The organism is Tistrella arctica (assembly GCF_039630945.1).
Classification (GTDB): Bacteria; Pseudomonadota; Alphaproteobacteria; order Tistrellales; family Tistrellaceae; genus Tistrella; species Tistrella bauzanensis.
Genome location: NZ_JBBKTV010000001.1, coordinates 540,271 through 555,668 on the forward strand (window position 1 = coordinate 540,271; position 15,398 = coordinate 555,668).

The 15,398-nt window shown below is 65.1% G+C and carries 12 protein-coding genes; 4 read left to right on the forward strand and 8 right to left on the reverse strand.

Annotated elements, in window-relative coordinates; genetic code table 11:
• Positions 1-49 precede the first annotated feature (49 nt).
• Entirely contained in the window at positions 50-490 is a 441-nt protein-coding gene (locus WG924_RS02450) for a hypothetical protein (RefSeq protein WP_345931740.1), read from the reverse strand.
• 144 nt (positions 491-634) lie between these two features.
• A complete protein-coding gene (locus tag WG924_RS02455; protein WP_345931384.1) occupies positions 635-802 on the reverse strand; it encodes a hypothetical protein in 168 nt (55 codons plus the stop codon).
• Positions 803-1,105: 303 nt separating this feature from the next.
• On the opposite strand from WG924_RS02455, the gene WG924_RS02460 reads away from it, so the two are divergent.
• Positions 1,106-1,858 (forward strand): hypothetical protein, encoded by a 753-nt coding sequence (locus WG924_RS02460; RefSeq protein ID WP_109856087.1) that lies wholly within the window; start codon positions 1,106-1,108, stop codon positions 1,856-1,858.
• 6 nt (positions 1,859-1,864) lie between these two features.
• On the opposite strand, the gene WG924_RS02465 is transcribed toward WG924_RS02460, so the two are convergent.
• From WG924_RS02465 to WG924_RS02490, 6 genes are all read right to left on the reverse strand, one after another.
• Positions 1,865-2,803: a DUF2493 domain-containing protein gene (locus WG924_RS02465; RefSeq protein ID WP_345931388.1), complete on the reverse strand. Its 939-nt coding sequence runs from the start codon at positions 2,801-2,803 to the stop codon at positions 1,865-1,867.
• Between the two features lie 315 nt (positions 2,804-3,118).
• A complete protein-coding gene (locus WG924_RS02470) occupies positions 3,119-4,165 on the reverse strand; it encodes a DUF7146 domain-containing protein (protein ID WP_345931390.1) in 1,047 nt (348 codons plus the stop codon).
• Positions 4,165-8,490 (reverse strand): strawberry notch-like NTP hydrolase domain-containing protein, encoded by a 4,326-nt coding sequence (locus WG924_RS02475; protein ID WP_345931393.1) that lies wholly within the window; start codon positions 8,488-8,490, stop codon positions 4,165-4,167. Before WG924_RS02475 ends, WG924_RS02470 begins: the two co-directional genes overlap by 1 nt.
• A 153-nt stretch (positions 8,491-8,643) precedes the next feature.
• Positions 8,644-9,045, reverse strand: coding sequence for a hypothetical protein (locus tag WG924_RS02480; protein WP_099555763.1), 402 nt, complete (start codon positions 9,043-9,045; stop codon positions 8,644-8,646).
• Positions 9,046-9,143: 98 nt separating this feature from the next.
• Positions 9,144-11,288, reverse strand: a complete 2,145-nt coding sequence (locus WG924_RS02485; RefSeq protein WP_345931398.1) for a ParB/RepB/Spo0J family partition protein — start codon at positions 11,286-11,288, stop codon at positions 9,144-9,146.
• A 176-nt stretch (positions 11,289-11,464) separates the two neighbouring features.
• Positions 11,465-12,658 (reverse strand): DUF932 domain-containing protein, encoded by a 1,194-nt coding sequence (locus WG924_RS02490; protein WP_345931400.1) that lies wholly within the window; start codon positions 12,656-12,658, stop codon positions 11,465-11,467.
• Positions 12,659-13,012: 354 nt separating this feature from the next.
• Here WG924_RS02490 and WG924_RS02495 point away from each other — a divergent pair, with 354 nt between their 5' ends.
• The 3 genes from WG924_RS02495 to WG924_RS02505 all read left to right on the forward strand — a co-directional run bounded on the left by WG924_RS02495 (position 13,013) and on the right by WG924_RS02505 (position 15,393).
• Positions 13,013-13,618, forward strand: coding sequence for a type IV toxin-antitoxin system AbiEi family antitoxin domain-containing protein (locus tag WG924_RS02495; RefSeq protein WP_345931402.1), 606 nt, complete (start codon positions 13,013-13,015; stop codon positions 13,616-13,618).
• 165 nt (positions 13,619-13,783) lie between these two features.
• A complete protein-coding gene (locus WG924_RS02500; RefSeq protein WP_048648545.1) occupies positions 13,784-14,161 on the forward strand; it encodes a helix-turn-helix domain-containing protein in 378 nt (125 codons plus the stop codon).
• A complete protein-coding gene (locus tag WG924_RS02505; protein WP_345931410.1) occupies positions 14,161-15,393 on the forward strand; it encodes a type II toxin-antitoxin system HipA family toxin in 1,233 nt (410 codons plus the stop codon). The genes WG924_RS02500 and WG924_RS02505 overlap by 1 nt, the downstream gene beginning before the upstream one ends.
• Positions 15,394-15,398 lie beyond the last annotated feature (5 nt).

Genomic DNA, 15,398 nt, shown 5'->3' on the forward strand with positions numbered 1-15,398 from the left:
GCGACCGCCAAGACATCAATTTATCATCCCGCCGCCGCCTGCACCGATGTCAGGTTCGCACGATGGCTTGCCCGGTTGGCCCGGGCGTGGCCATGGTTGTGACCCGGATCAGCGCCGTGACGCCAACGGCGATTGCGCCGATAACTGAGAAGATGAGCTGCCAGGTGTCGGAGGGCATGGTGTGTTTCACGATGCCATGCGTCGCGTGGTAGCCGGCAAGCGCCGCGGGCGCGACGAAGGCGAGTGCGATCGCGAGCCGTATCCAGAGCGGTCGGATGAAGGCGAGCAGAACCTGCCCCAGGCCGAATGTGAGTGCGGCAGCGACAAGGCCGACGAGGATTGCGCCGAGCCAGCCGGCGCCGGTCTGATAGGCCCATGTCCCGGCGCTGACGCCGGCGAAGAACGGCAGCGCGAAGACAGCCAGCGTGAATAGCAACCAGCAGAGAACGCCAATCGCCGCGATGCTGGAGAGGATGCCGATGAAGATCATGGTGGTGTTCTCCATGAGATAAAGGTCTGACGGTTGCGCCTCCACCACCACCACGGCGCATTGATAGTATAGGCGAAGAGAAGGCAGGGCGGGAGCGGAAATCCCGTGGGACTTCCGCTTGCGGCCCTGTCGCCTTGCCCGCGATTAGCGGGCGAAGGGGTCGATCTCGTGAACGATGGCGGCGGCTTCGCCGTCATATTCGCCAGCGGGCATGACGCCTATGGTGCCGTCCCCGGCCTGGAAGATGACGATCGAGACCATGAGGGTGGCGGCGAGGCTGAAGGCGAAGGCGTGAGCTTGATTGAGGGACATATGACCGGCTCCTGTCTTGGAGGCGGGAGACCATCTCCCGCGCGACAGGCGCCCGAGGTGTCCGGCCGATGGCCGCAATCACCGCGCAGGCAAAGCCGGAGCGGCGGCACGCTTTGCGTAGTCCGACCCTTTACGGGTTGATGGCGTCAGGCCAGCGGCTGGACCAAGGATTAGCGCAATGGAAGCGGGGGATGGTTTCTCGCTTCGACCGAGTGCTAGGATCGCGCCACAGCAATTCACTGCGTTGGATTCGAGCCGTGTCCTGGTCGTCCGCGTCGGAAGGCAGGAGGGCGCAAGCAAACGATGGCAGCCGGATTTCACATACCAGACGGCAACGACGCCCTTCGAGATGATCTTCCGGCAGTGGTCGAACTGATCGAGCGTACGGCCCGGTGGGTGAATCCGGAGACTTTCCGGCGTCTGCCGGTATGGGCGCCGCATACGGCTCGCGGCCGGCCTCTCTATGACGCTGCGTGGTCGCGTCGGTACACGAACACGAAAAAGGCGACCAAGATCACCGCTGAGAAGTTCGAGGGCAATGTCGCCGCGCTCAATGCACTCGTGGCGGCTCTGGGCGTCGCGGCGCCGAAGCCGAAGAACTGGACCGTGTGTCACATCTGGGGATACGACGATCCCTCGTTCGCTCAGCAAAGCAGCGTCGTCCAGGATCTGCGCTACTTCTCCTGCGTCGCCAATATGGTGTGGCTGCCGACCCCGCTCAAAGGCTTCACGGATACGATGCCTGAAATCAAGGCGATGCTGCGAGTGTGCGCTTTCCACCTTTACGGCTGGGCTTGCGAGCATCCGTCGGTTGCCGAGCAATATGAGAAGGTCAAGAACGGCTGGATTCCCGAAGGCTATCCGAAGAGTTGGCCTTGTCCGGAGCGCCCTGGACTGCTTCCGCCGGGTACAGCGCCGTTCGGGGAGCGGATCGAGCGCGAGATTGCCAAGCGGAAGGGCAAGCTGAAGGCCGACCTCGCGAATGCGGCCTTTCTCCATTATCCGAAGGAGGAAGTGCTCGCGGTGCTGAAGTTCTGGGGCGTCGACCTGGGGTGACGGCGCTCACGCGCCGCCTCCCTTCGGGCGAAAGTCGAAGACCGGGACGCCGAGCTTTCTGGCCTTGTCGGCAAGGTTGTCCTGGATGCCAGTGCCGGGGAACACGATGACCCCGATCGGCAGGACGTCGAGCATCTGATCGTTGCGCTTGAACGGCGCGGCCTTGGCATGTTTCGTCCAGTCGGGGGCGAAGCCTACCTGTGGCACTTTGCGGGTGTCGGCCCATTTCGCGGCGATCTTCTCGGCGCCCTTCGGCGACTTGCCGTGCAACAGCACCATGTCGGGGTGCTTGGCGTGGACCTGATCGAGCTTGGCCCAGATCAGGCGGTGATCGTTGAAGTCGAGCCCGCCGGTGAAGGCGATCTTCGGACCGGCGGGGAGCAGCACCTCGTTGTCGGCGCGCTTCTTAGCGGCGAGGAAGTCCCGGCTGTCGATCATCGCCGAGGTGAGGTTGCGATGGTTGACCATCGATCCGCTGCGCGGTCGCCAGTTCGATCCGGTGTGGCGCTCGTAGTGTTCGGCGGCCTGGTCGCGCATCAGCTCGAAGGCGTTACGGCGTTCGATCAGGGTCTGACCCTCGGCCGTCAGGCGTTCCAGCTCGACGGCCTTCACCTCGCTGCCGTCCTGTTCGCGCTGGCCGCGGCGCTGCGCCTGCTCATTGTCGTCCAGCTCGCGCTCGATCCGGTCGGTAGCCCGGTGGAAAAGGTTGACGGTCGACCAGAGGAGATCGTCGAGGTCGGGCTCTAGGCGGGTGTCTTCCAGGGTGGCGATCAGGGCGTCGAAGATGTCGGCGATGGCGCCGGCGACGTGGTCGCCCTCCGGAAGCGGTCGGGGGTTGGGTTCATCCGTGAAGGGACGGTAGCCGTAAAGCTGGAGTTCGCTCAGGACATGGTCGGTGGGGGAAGAGGCGTGGTGCGGTTCGTAGTAGTCGTCGTGCTCGCTCATTGGGATGCTCCGTCGGTTCGACCGCGACCCTCGCGGCCTTCATGGCGACGAAAGCCGGCGGGCGGGCCGGACCTGCATCCGCAGCGAAGCGGAGGGCCGGAGCACAGCGGAGGATGGCGAAGGCGGGCTATTTTGCCTCGCGATGGAAAGCGGCACTCGGCCGCGCCGGAAAATAGTCCGCCGCAGGCATTGCGGGTCCGGGCGGTTTGCTGGCCGATCGCCCTCTCGAAGGCCGGGGCGCGGTTCTCTCCGACTTGGGGATCATCCGAGCGATGCCGGCGACGCCGCTTCCGCCGCCTGCATTTTCCTGTCGCCCTATGCCACCAGTGCCATGAAGCGCGCGACGTCCTGGGGCGCGATCTGCACACGGGCCGCTGCCCGGAGGCTGTCCAGGCCTGCCAGGCGGAGATCCTCGTTGAAGTCGCCCAGTATTGGAGACACCACGACCGCCTCGATCCCGGCCGCGTTCGCCCGTTCGATCAGCGTCGCCATCGCACCGTCGCCGGCCGGATCATTGTCGCGGGCAATGTAGAGCCGGCGCAGCGTGTCGGGGAACAGGATGGCCGAGAGATGCGCCGCCGAAAGCGCCGCCGCCATCGGCATGCTGGGCAGCGCCATCCTGAGCGATAATATCGTCTCGATACCTTCACCCGCCGCCATTACGTCGCCAGCCACGCCGAAGCGAACGGAATGTCCCAGAAGGTCGCCCATCGCCCGTCTCGGCGTGTCGATCGGAGCCTTGTTCGAGCCGTCTGCAGCGAGCCAGGTGCGATGCGCGCCGGTCTGACGCCCGGTGAGGTCGGTGACCGATGCGATCATCGCCGGCCAGGTCTCGGTCGGGGAATGTTCGTCAGGCCGGTAGTAGCAGCGGGGATGGAAGCGCAGGTTTCCGGTTCCGTGCAAATCCGTAATGCCGCGTGTACGGAGATACGTCTTTACGAGCGTGCCCGAGATCGGCTGTGCCATGGCAAAGAGCCGCCGTGCCGCTTCGGGTGAGCCGGTCGGCGCCGGTGACTTGCGCTCGCCGTCATATCGACGGTCCGGTTCGGGATGCGGCATCGACAGGAAGGTGCGTGCCTCATCGGCGACGTCCTTGAAGTCGATCAGGCCGCAGCTCTCGCGGATGACATCGAGGAGGTCGCCATGCTCGCCGGTGGCGGCATCGGTCCATTTGCCGACCGCGCCCTTGCCGGTTTCGCCGCCCTTCAATCGAACGAACATCGAGCGGCCCGGCGTATTGCGCACATCGCCGACCAGCCAATAGCGCCCCTCGCGATGGCCGGCGGCCAGGTAATGGCGGCACACCGCCTCGGCGTGTCGGCCGAGACGGATCGCCAGCTCAGAAGCGTCGTGCCGTGCCATCACACCGCCTCCCGCTCGCCGATGCGTTCGACCGGATAGCGCTCCAGCACCTTGGCGAGGATCGCCGCCCCGGTCGTATCGGTCGGCACGAACATCCGCAGCTTCCACGAGATGATTTCGTGAAAGAGACCGTAGGCCCGCAGGCGGTCGCGCATGGCGTCGGTGAAACCCGACAGCTCGATGCGGTTGGCGCCCATGACCCGGACGCGGCGGAGCTGAAGACCCTCAATGAGGTCGAGGATGGTCTTGCCGTCCATCAGCGCCACGAAGGCGTCGTCCGGCGTCAGGGTCGATGTGCCGTTGGCGAGTGCGCCGGCGACCCAGGCGGGGGAGACGCGGCGGCCGACGATGCGCTCGCCGTCGTCGGTCTGGAGCCGATAAACGCGCGTCGATTCTTTCGGCAGCCGCTTCCAGATCGGTAGCAACAGCCCGCTGACGACATGGATGGTGCTTTCGGCAAACTCCTGCACCTCGGTCAGCTCGGCGTTCCATGCCGCCGTGAACCCGGTTCGGTCCGCGTCGACCCAATGGGTCTCATCCATCATCCTGATGGGGACGTTGTGCGCCTCCATCGGCCGGATCAGGCGGACACGCCGTTCGATCTCGCCATCGTCCAGCATGATGCTGGTGGTCGGGATCTGCACGGCGGCGCGGCCCGATCGCTCGTTAATAAGCATCCTCGCGCCCGGATCGTCGAGATGGTCGAGCGCCTCGGCCAGCGTCACCGGCCGGTTGCGCTGGCGCTGGGTGATGGTCAGCAGCCGGGCTTCGGCGCCGGTTCCGGGATGGACATGGATGGTCCGTCGATCGGTGACGATGAAGCTCTCGGCCTGCAGCGTCTCCAGCCCGACGTCATAACTGCCCGACGCGATGGCGCCTTCGATCTTGGCGTTCAGCAACCGCTCGAAGGCCGTGAACAAGACGCCCTGGAGTTCGATGGTCAGCGCCAGCAACCGGTTGAGGAAGGTGGTGATAGGCGGCAGCTCGTCCTTGATGCCGGTGGAGTCCGTCAGCGACAGGCCGGTGGCATCCTCGAACATCTGGAGCGAGCAGCCGTCGACCTTGCCGCGCACCAACAGCAGGTAGAGCTGCCGCAGGGCGTCGCGGGCGTAGTGCGATTCCAGATTATCCTCGGGCCGGAACAGGCCCTGGCCGCCAGTCTGGCGCTGGCCGCGCGTGATTGCGCCGAGTGTGTCGAGGCGGCGGGCGATGGTCGACAGGAAGCGCTTTTCCGCCTTCACGTCGGTCGAGATCGGCCGGAACAGCGGCGGTTGCGCCTGGTTGGTCCGGTTGGTGCGGCCGAGGCCCTGAATGGCGGCGTCGGCCTTCCAGCCCGGCTCCAGCAGATAGTGGACGCGCAGCCGCTGGTTCCGTGCCGACAGATCGGCGTGATAGCTGCGCCCGGTGCCACCGGCGTCCGAGAAGATCAGGATACGCTTCTGATCGTCCATGAAGGCCTGCGTCTCGGCAAGATTGGCCGTTCCGGCGCGGTTCTCGACGGCGAGGCGATCGATGCCGCCGGGGCCGGTCTTGCGGACGATGCGGCGCGAGCGTCCCGTCACCTCCGCCACGACATCCGTGCCGAAGCGCTGGACGATCTGATCGAGCGCGCCGGGGACCGGCGGCAGCGAAGCGAGCCTCTCGATCAGGCGGTCACGACGGGCAACGGCGTCGCGGCTCTCAACCGGCTGGCCGTCGCGAAACACCGGTCGCGACGACAGGTTGCCCTCGCTGTCGGTGAACGGCTCGTAGAGCTGCACCGGGAAGGAATGGGCGAGATAATCCAGAACGTATTCGCGCGGAGTGATGTCCACTCGGACGTCATTCCATTCCTCGGTAGGGATCTCCGCCAGGCGGCGCTCCATCAAGGCTTCGCCGGTCGACACGATCTGGATCACGGCGGCATGGCCATCGACCAGGTCCTGCTCGATCGAGCGGATCAGCGTCGGCGTCTTCATCGAGGTCAGCAGATGGCCGAAAAAGCGCTGCTTGGCGGATTCGAAGGCTGAGCGGGCCGCGGACTTGGCCTGCCGGTTCAGCGTGCCGCTGTCACCAGTGATGTTGGCGGCCTGCATCGCGGCGTCGAGATTGTTATGAATGACGGCGAAGGCGCCGGCATAGGCGTCGTAGATGCCGGTCTGCTCGGGGGTGAGCTGGTGCTCGACCAGTTCGTATTCGACGCCATCATAGGACAGTGAGCGGGCCGTGTAGAGACCGAGCGAGCGCAGGTCGCGGGCCAGCACTTCCATCGCCGCGACGCCGCCATCCTCGATCGCCTCGACGAATTCGGCGCGGGTCGAGAACGGGAAGTCCTCGCCGCCCCAGAGCCCGAGGCGCTGGGCGTAGGCGAGATTGTGGACGGTGGTCGCGCCGGTCGCTGAGACATAGACGACACGCGCGTTCGGCAGGGCGTGCTGGAGCCGGAGACCCGCACGGCCCTGCTGCGAGGCGGCGACATCGCCGCGTTCGCCCTTGCCGCCTGCGGCATTCTGCATGGCGTGGCTCTCGTCGAAAATGATCACTCCATCGAAATCGGAGCCCAACCATTCGACGATCTGCTTGACGCGAGAAAGCTTCTCGCCCCGGTCGTCGGACCGTAGCGTGGCATAGGTGGTGAATAGGACGGCTTCGGAGAGGGTAATGTCCTTCCCCTGCGGGAAGCGCGACAGCGGCGTGACCAGCAGGCGCTCCATGCCGAGGGCCGACCAATCGCGCTGGGCGTCCTCCAGCAGCTTGTCGGATTTGGAGATCCACACCGCCTTGCGGCGGCCCTGCATCCAGTTGTCGAGGATGATGCCGGCCGATTGGCGTCCTTTGCCGGAGCCGGTGCCGTCGCCGAGCATGAAGCCCCGGCGGAAGCGCACGGCGTTCGGCGCATCGTCGGGCGCGGCCGAGACGACGTCGAAGGTTTCGTCGAGCGTCCACGAACCGCCGAGGAAGTCGGAGTGCGCCTCGCCGACGTAGATGACGGTTTCGAGCTGGGCGTCGGAGAGCAGTCCATCGGTGACGATGTTGGCGGGCAGTCGGGGCCGGTAATTCGGCCTGGGCGGCGCGACCGAGGCCATCGCGACGGATTGCACCAGTTTGGTGGGGTGGGCCTGCGCCCCGGGAATACGGACTGCCTGCAATCCATATTCTTCATAGATCGCGTCGGTGATCCGGCCGTCTTCGGCGGGTGTCCAGTCCACGGTTTCATAGGCGAGTTCAACGCCTTCCGGCTCGATGGACGCGGGCGTGGCGGGCGCGGCAGTGGTACGGGCGAGGTATCCGCGGACGGTGCGGGGCGACGCGGCGGATGCCGACGTTGTGACTGGCGGGAGGGTTGCGGTCGGGCGCGGCGGAACCTGTGTCGCGATCCAGCCGAGCAGCGTGGAGACGTCGGGTGCGATGCCTGGCGAAGGGGGAAATGCCGAACGATCGTCGGCCGACAGCTTGTCGATGACCGTCAGCCGCGTGTCGATGGTCGTGCCGTGCTTGGCGTAGACCGAGCCGTCCACGGCTGCGGTGAAGACGACGCGGCCACGCTCCTGAAGCCGGACGAAGGCCGCTGCCCAAGCCGGGTGGTCGGGGCTGAAGTTGGCGCCGGTGATCGCCACCAGCCGCCCGCCATCGGCAAGCCGGGCCAGTGCTGAAGCGACATGGCGATAGGCGGCGTCGTCCACACGGCCGGAGACGTTCGCCATGACGGAGAATGGCGGGTTCATCAGCACGACTGTGGGGGTGGCCTCCGGCGCGAGGTGATCGTCGATCTGGGCCGCGTCGAAGCGCGTGACGGCAACGTCCGGAAACAGCGCAGCGAGCAGATCGGCGCGGGTTTCGGCCAACTCGTTAAGGAGGAGCGTTCCGCCTGATATCTCGGACAGGATGGCGAGCAGGCCGGTGCCAGCCGACGGCTCCAGCACGATGTCGCCAGCAGCAATGGCGGCGGCCGCCACTGCGGCGAGACCGAGCGGCGTCGGCGTCGAGAACTGCTGAAGCGCCTGCGATTCTTCCGAACGCCGCGAATGCGTCGGCAGGAGTCCGGCGATCTTTGCAAGAGCGGAGAGACGTGCAGCCGGAGATGCCGCCTTGCGGAAAAGCGCCTTTCCGTATTTGCGCAGGAAGAGGACTGTCGCGACTTCGCATGCCTCATAGGCCGCCTTCCAGTCCCAGGCGCCACTGGTGTCGGATGCGCCAAAGGCCGCTTCCATCGCTGCACGGAGGATCGCGGCATCGATGCGCTGGCCGCGTTCGAGATAATCGAAAAGCTGCTGCGCCACGTCGAGGATTGAGGACGCACGGATGACGGGCGCGGCCGAAAGGGCCGCTGGAGACAGAATGTTCATGGGAGGAACCTCGGGAGAGCGGAAGGGACAAGCCCGGTCGGCGCTCTCTCTCGACCGCCCGGACTCGACCCGTCCCGGCCGTCCTCTCCCTCTCGTCCGCTGACATTAAAAAAGGCGCCCGACCGTGAGGCCGGGCGCGCGCATGGTCGGGAATCATCGCACACCTCCCTCAGCTAGCCATCGGCCGGTGCTGATCCACTCAATCGTGCGGCCGGTGGAGAGATCGAGCAGATGGGCGCCGCCGGAGAAACCGTCAACGACAGGTTCTGAGGCGACGCCGGCCCACTGAAAGCCCCATGTGCCGGTGAGCGCGAATGTCTCCGCGCAGCGGGTGACGAAGGTTATCAGTAATTGCGGATCGGCGGTTCCGGGGTCGCGAAGCCAGAGGCGTGTCGCGCCGTGTTCGGGCGTGAGCGAGAGCAGGAACGGCTCGGCGGGCGGGTCCTCGCGACCGTTTTCGGCCATCAGCGCGGTGTAAATGTCGAAGGCCCGCGCGACATTGGTGACCGTGCCGACGTCGAGCAGGCAGGAGAAGCGGGTGAGATATTCGGCCATGTCAGGCTCCTGAAACGAAAAGAGCCCGGCGCAGGGCCGGGCTCAGAGTGGTTGGAATTGGAAGGTGCGGAGCGGCCGAAGCCGCCCCGCGAGCCGGCTCATTCGGCGGCGATGAGGTGACGCTCGTCGTCTTCGCCATCGGCCGGCGATTCCGTTTCTTCGTCGGCGCTGAGGAAGTCAGGCAGTTCGGCCCCGTCGGCTTCTCCGCCGCCGTCCACGTCCGATGCCGCATCGCCGTCGACGCTGGCAATCCGAAGCGGCTCAGGCAGCCAGCCACTATCGGCGAGGAGACGCTCGGCCTCCTTGGCCATGTCGCCCTTTTTCATATGGTCGATGAGCTGTGCTGCCCGTTCGCCGGCGCCTTCGCGGACGGCTTCAAGGATACGCGGCTTGGTGACACGGTTGAGGTAGTTCCCGAAGGTCGGACGCCAGCCGGCTTCGACGATGTCGAGCCCGGTCGCCCGCGTCAGCCGGTCGGCCTGCGCGAGCCTCATATCGAGCGTGTGCTGCGACAAGCCGCCCGCGCTGTGCGGGTTCGGCCGCTCATAGAGCGCGTTGACCCCATAGCTGACACAATGCGCCAGCAGAGCCATGCGGCTGGCATCGTCAAGCGCGGCGAGCCAGTCCCAGAGGGCGTCGTCGTCCTTCGGGATGTCGGCGGCCCATGCGTCGTGACGCTTCTGCACGGCGCGGGCGGAAGGGCTGTCCTTCAGCGCCTCGTCCTGAACGGGGAAGAAGATGTGCTTCACCCCCGCCTCCATGGCGCCCGTGTACATGCGCGTCATGAAGTTGTCCGAGACCAGCTTGTGGAGAAGCGCCGTCATGGCGATGTGCGGGTTTTCAGCCACCGCGTTGCGCAACGCGAGGGTGCGGTAGGCGGTCAGCTCGACGACGAGGCGTTCGGGCAACGGCTTGATGCTGTCGTCCTCATCGTCTTCCTCCGGTTCGACAGGCCGGCCGTCGATAGTGATGACAGCGCGTTGCACCGAGGGGCTCGCGGTGCCAGCGGATTCGGTATCCGTCTCCGATCCTTCCTCACCATCGGTCCGGACCTGAGGCACATCCTCGGGCCGGACGAAGCCGCGATTGACCGAAAGCGATCCGTCGGCGTCGATGCTAACGAAGACGCCGGCCATGGCGATGTCGGCTGGGTCGAAGTGCTCGGGGCGATCGTCGAACGCGGCCAGAGCCGTCTCGATCTCACCGAGGCGCTCGTCGACCTCGTCGGGCAGTTCGTCGGCGTCCTGATATTCCGCTTCGAGCCTGACCTGCTCGGCGGTGAGCGCCTCGATGGTCGCCTGTTCTTCGGCCGATAGTTCGATCGGCGTGCCGGAGACCTCGTGGAGGCCGCGAACGGCATCATAGGGGAAGCTGATCGCGACCTCGATCCACTTCCAGCCTTCGACGGCGATCGCCTCAGCCTCGGCCTTCAATTTATCGGCGACGAGTCGATCGAGAAGACCGACGTCTTGCAGCCAACCGCCATCATCGGCCTGGAAGAGGTCGCGCATGACGATGCCGCCAGCCGCCGCGTAGGCTTCGATGCCGAGGAAGACAGCACGCTTGTCGGAGGCGCGCACCGTGGTCTCGGTCAGCATGCGCCGGATCTGATAGGGCTCCTTCGACCAGGCGTCCTTGATCGCGTCCCAGACCTGGGTCTGACGCTCGTGGTCTTCGGAGACCGTGAACGCCATGAGCTGCTCCAGCGTCATGCCGTCGTCGGCATAGACGTCGTGGAGGACCGGCGAGACGGTCGCGAGGCGCAGCCGCTGCTTGACCACGTTGACGGGCACGAAGAACGCCGCGGCGATCTCCTCCTCGGTCATGCCCTTGATCAGCATGTCGTGGAAGGCGCGAAACTGATCGAGCGGATGGAGCGCGGCGCGCTCGATGTTCTCGGCGAGCGACACTTCCTCGGGGAGGATGGCGCCGTCGCGATCGCGGACCACGCAGGGGACGGGCGCGACTTTGGCGAGACGCTTCTGCTTCACCAGCAGTTCGAGCGCGCGGAAGCGGCGGCCGCCGGCGGGCACCTCGAACATGCCGGTCTCGTTGCCTTCGGCGTCAACGACGGGGAAGACGCTGAGGCTCTGGATCAGGCCGCGACGAGCGATCGAGGCCGCGAGGTCTTCGATCGAGACGCCGGCCTTCACGCGCCGGACGTTGGACTGGCTGAGCACCAGCTTGTTGAAGGGGATGTCGCGCGAGGACGACAGGATGATCTTCTGAACGGCAGTAGCCATAGGGATTTACTCCGTGACGGGCGGCCGAGAGACTCTCTCTCAACCTCCAACCCGTCACGAAGCGAAGCGCCGCCCTCTTCCTCTAAAGGGGGGCAGCGCCACGAACCGGCAAACCTGAAAGGCACGGAAGCGCAAAGCCGGAGACGCGGAAAACCGCATCCCCGGCTTTGCGGAAATCAGGAAGCTCGATCGAGCAGCTTCTTGGCTTTGCCTTCCATGTCGAGGCGGGCGTCCTGGTGCGGCTTGTCCCGGGCGACGGCGGTGATGCCCTGCACGAAATCGAAGATGGACTCAGGCGGGCGACCTTCCTCGGCCAGCACCCTGTCGATGATCTTGCCGGTCTCGGCCTTGGAGAAGCCGCGACGGCGCAGGAAGTCAGTGCGGTCTTCGTCCGTCCTGGCGACAATCCGCTCGCGAGCCGCCCTGATGCCGTTGACGAACGGCAGGGGCGAGGAATTCGCGAAGTTCAGCAGCGCCGGGGCTGCCTCGTGCGCGAAGCGATTGGCGGCATATTTGGAGTGGCGGATGGTGATTTCCTCGAAATCCTCCACGCCCCACAAATTGCGATTCTGGCAGACCGCGCGCAGATAGAAGCTCGCCATGTCGAGCGTCTTGGCGCCAACCTCGGAATTCCAGCAATAGAAGCCGCGGAAATAGAGGTCGGGCGATCCGTCCGGCAGTCGGCCGGCCTCAATCGGATTCAGGTCGTCGACCAGGAACAGGAAGACGTCGCGGTCGGAGGCATAGAGCGTGGTCGTATCCTTGGTGATGTCGACGCGCGGATTGTAGATCCCGGTCGACCAGTCGAGCACGCCCGGCACCTTCCAGCGGGTGTCGCCCGTGCCGTTGCCGGCAATGCGCTGCACCGCCTCGACCAGTTCGTGATCGTAGATGCGGCCATAGTCCGGGCCAGTGACGGCGCGCAGTTCGACACGCCCAGTATCGGTTTCGAGCGTCTTGATCTGCTCGGCCCGATTGGATGTCAGGCCATATTGCAGGTTGATGCCAGCGAGGGCGGCCGGGAGCTGGCGCAGATAGGCTGCGGGCGCTCCGACCAGGCTGGCGAGTTGTCCGAAGGACCAGTGCGTCGGCGCGACTGGCGTATCCGTGCCCGGCAGGATGAGGGCCAGCCGCTCCGGGTCGTTGCGGTTCGCCTCGACATGGATGAGCGCACTCTCCACCACCCGCGTCCGGCTGCGTTCGGTGCGGTCGCGGGCAGTGCGGGCCAACTCGGACAGAGACAGGTAGCGCTCGTCGGCCGGACGCGAGAACCACTCTGACGAGACGCGGCCGACCCGCTCGCCACGGCCGACATCGACCTTGTAACCGCCGCTGGTGTCACGGCGCGCATCGAGGACCTGGATATTCATGGGACCAATCTCCATGACGGGCGTCAGAGACCTCTTCTCCGACCTTCAACCCGTCACGGGAAACAAGTCCACTCTCTCACTCTCAGCGGGGCGTTGCGGGGCAGCCGCCCCGCAGAAGGGGTCGGTCGAGACCAGCGGGCTCGGGCGCAGGGGAAGGCTTTCCCCTCCCGGTGCGGATGTACAAGGTGACCTGTTGAGCAGTCGTCGCTGTTGGCTCAGGGGTCCGTTCGAGGCGAACGCGTTTCGTAGAGCGGCAGCCTCTTCTACCTGGCACCTTTCTTCATCCACGCAGATTGATACAATTCCTCGGATAATAGGTCCTTTTCTCCGAGGTTCCGTATCGTGCCGTCATCCATGTCCCAACGCCAGATTGCCCATACCGTGCTGACCGCGCGCGGCATTTCGCGCCTGGCAGAGCTGCGCGAGGCGGGCGTAACGGCCGCCACCATGAGCCGGATGGAACGGGACGGCGAGGTGCTTCGACTCGCGCGCGGACTTTATCGACTTTCCGACGCGCGCCTCGACGTTCACCATAGTCTTGCAGAGACGGCCAAACGGATTCCCAAGGGCGTCGTTTGCCTCGTTTCTGCCCTGGCGTTCCACGGGCTGACCGATCAGCTGCCCAGGAAAGTTTGGCTCGCCGTGGGCCAGAAGGACTGGTCTCCGAAACCCGAAGGCACACCCATTAGGCTGGTACGTTTCACAGATCGTCTCCTGACCGAGGGGGTTGAGACCCACCCTGTCGAGAGGGTGCCTGTGAAGGTTTTCGGCGTCGCAAAGACGATTGCCGATTGCTTCCGGTATCGGAACAAGATTGGCCTGTCCGTGGCGATCGAAGGCCTTCAGGAAGCGCTGCGCCAGCGCAAGACGACGCCAAGCGAGATTGCCAGCCAGGCTGAACGAGGATCGGTCGCCACGGTCATTCGGCCCTATCTCGAGGCACTGACCGCCAATGGCTAAGGAAATTGAGAATATCGGCGCATCAGTTCGCGCCCCGCCTGTCGCAGATCGCCAAAACGAGGCGATGGTGATCTTGGAGGCACCGACTGAAATTCTTGACCTTGGAGCTAATTAGTCATATATGGTCGGTTTATCAGCGTTTTGCATCATATATGGATGATTGAGATGGGTTCTCCCAAGGCGAAGCCAGCACTGGAACGGCTGGGCCAGGATATCCGCAACGCGCGTCTGCGGCGTGGCATCGCCGTGGCGGATCTCGCCGTGCGTGCGGGAACCTCGCCAAGCTCCATTGCCCGCCTTGAACGGGGTGATCCGGGCGTTGCCATCGGAACGCTTGCCGACGTTCTCGTTGTGCTCGGTCTTCTGGAGCGGCTCGCTGACCTGGTCGATATCCGCAAGGACGATCTGGGGCTGGCGCTGGCAGCGGAGCACGGACCGCGCAGGGGCCGCTCCTTCGCGGCAAGGCTGAAAAAGCAGAAGGCTCAGACGGAGGAGACGCAGGATCGGCAGGACGTTGTGGACCCTGACGGGGCCTCTTTCTGATGGCCGATTTCGTCGCCCGTGTCGCGCTTGGCGAAGGCCGGACACCGGTGGGCCAATTGCGATTCACCCATGCCGGGCCGCGGCAATTCTCGACTTTCGCTTATAATCCCGAATGGGTCGAAAACCCGCGCGCCTTCGCCATACAGCCTGATTTTCCTCTTGAGGCCGGCCCATTTCATACCTCGGGGCAGCCCGGCAACATGCGCGACGCTTTGGCGGGCGTTTTCGCCGATGCGGCTCCGGACAGTTGGGGACGAAGGCTGCTCGAACGCGCCTACGGCAATGGTCTCAGCGAATTCGAGTATGTGACTCTTTCCGACGATACCTGCCGCCAAGGCGCGCTACGCTTTCTGGATGACAAGGGCGAGGTCATTCGCGGCAAGGCAGCAGACGCCGTTCCGCGTCTGGTCGATCTTGAAACCATTACGGCGATCGCGCGCGCCTATGAGCAAGGCAAGGAGATCTCGCCCGAGGAGATGCAAGCTCTGGCCGGCGCCGGCGGCTCCGGCGGCGCTCGTCCCAAAGCCAATGTCAGGGACGGCGATGCGCTGTGGCTGGCGAAGTTCACCTCGGTCCACGATCAACAACCGATCGAGCGCGTCGAGGTCGCGACCCTCCGCTTGGCGGCGGCCTGCGGTATCCGCACGCCCGAGGCACGGCTGGAACTGGCGGACACGCCGTTCCCGGTTGCGCTGATCCGGCGATTCGACCGGCGTGGGGCCGCACGGATTCCTTACATCTCCGCGCGCACCGCGCTCGGCAAGACGGGAGCGGATCTGGGTTCCTATACCGAGATCGTCGATTTCATGCGGTCTTATTCACCTAATCCGTCTGACGATTTCCGCGAACTCTACCGGCGTCTGATCTTCACGATAATCGTATCCAACAAGGACGATCACCTGAAGAACCATGGCTTCCTCTATGTGGGAGCGGGTCAGTGGCGCTTGTCGCCGGTATTCGACGTGAATCCGGCACCGGATCGCAACCCGCATCTCGAGACTGCGATCCTTGAGGGCGGGGCCCATGATCGGTCGATCATCCTCGCCCTGGAAGCCTGCGAGTTTTTCGAGATCGCCGAGGCGGAGGCACGAGAGATCATCCGGACAACGGCGCAGCGTGTTTCGGACGGATGGAGGGAAGCCTTCAGACAGGTTGGCGTCTCCGGCGCGTTGGCGCGCGACTACGAGGCTGCATTCGTCGGCGCTGAAATAGAAACAGCCTGCACTCTTTAAGTCAT

Coding starts and splice junctions, on each gene's coding strand:
- WG924_RS02450 (WP_345931740.1), bottom strand. CDS start 490: ATGATCTTCATCGGCATCCTCTCCAGCATCGCGGCGATTGGCGTTCTC.
- WG924_RS02455 (WP_345931384.1), bottom strand. CDS start 802: ATGTCCCTCAATCAAGCTCACGCCTTCGCCTTCAGCCTCGCCGCCACC.
- WG924_RS02460 (WP_109856087.1), top strand. CDS start 1,106: ATGGCAGCCGGATTTCACATACCAGACGGCAACGACGCCCTTCGAGAT.
- WG924_RS02465 (WP_345931388.1), bottom strand. CDS start 2,803: ATGAGCGAGCACGACGACTACTACGAACCGCACCACGCCTCTTCCCCC.
- WG924_RS02470 (WP_345931390.1), bottom strand. CDS start 4,165: ATGGCACGGCACGACGCTTCTGAGCTGGCGATCCGTCTCGGCCGACAC.
- WG924_RS02475 (WP_345931393.1), bottom strand. CDS start 8,490: ATGAACATTCTGTCTCCAGCGGCCCTTTCGGCCGCGCCCGTCATCCGT.
- WG924_RS02480 (WP_099555763.1), bottom strand. CDS start 9,045: ATGGCCGAATATCTCACCCGCTTCTCCTGCCTGCTCGACGTCGGCACG.
- WG924_RS02485 (WP_345931398.1), bottom strand. CDS start 11,288: ATGGCTACTGCCGTTCAGAAGATCATCCTGTCGTCCTCGCGCGACATC.
- WG924_RS02490 (WP_345931400.1), bottom strand. CDS start 12,658: ATGAATATCCAGGTCCTCGATGCGCGCCGTGACACCAGCGGCGGTTAC.
- WG924_RS02495 (WP_345931402.1), top strand. CDS start 13,013: ATGTCCCAACGCCAGATTGCCCATACCGTGCTGACCGCGCGCGGCATT.
- WG924_RS02500 (WP_048648545.1), top strand. CDS start 13,784: ATGGGTTCTCCCAAGGCGAAGCCAGCACTGGAACGGCTGGGCCAGGAT.
- WG924_RS02505 (WP_345931410.1), top strand. CDS start 14,161: ATGGCCGATTTCGTCGCCCGTGTCGCGCTTGGCGAAGGCCGGACACCG.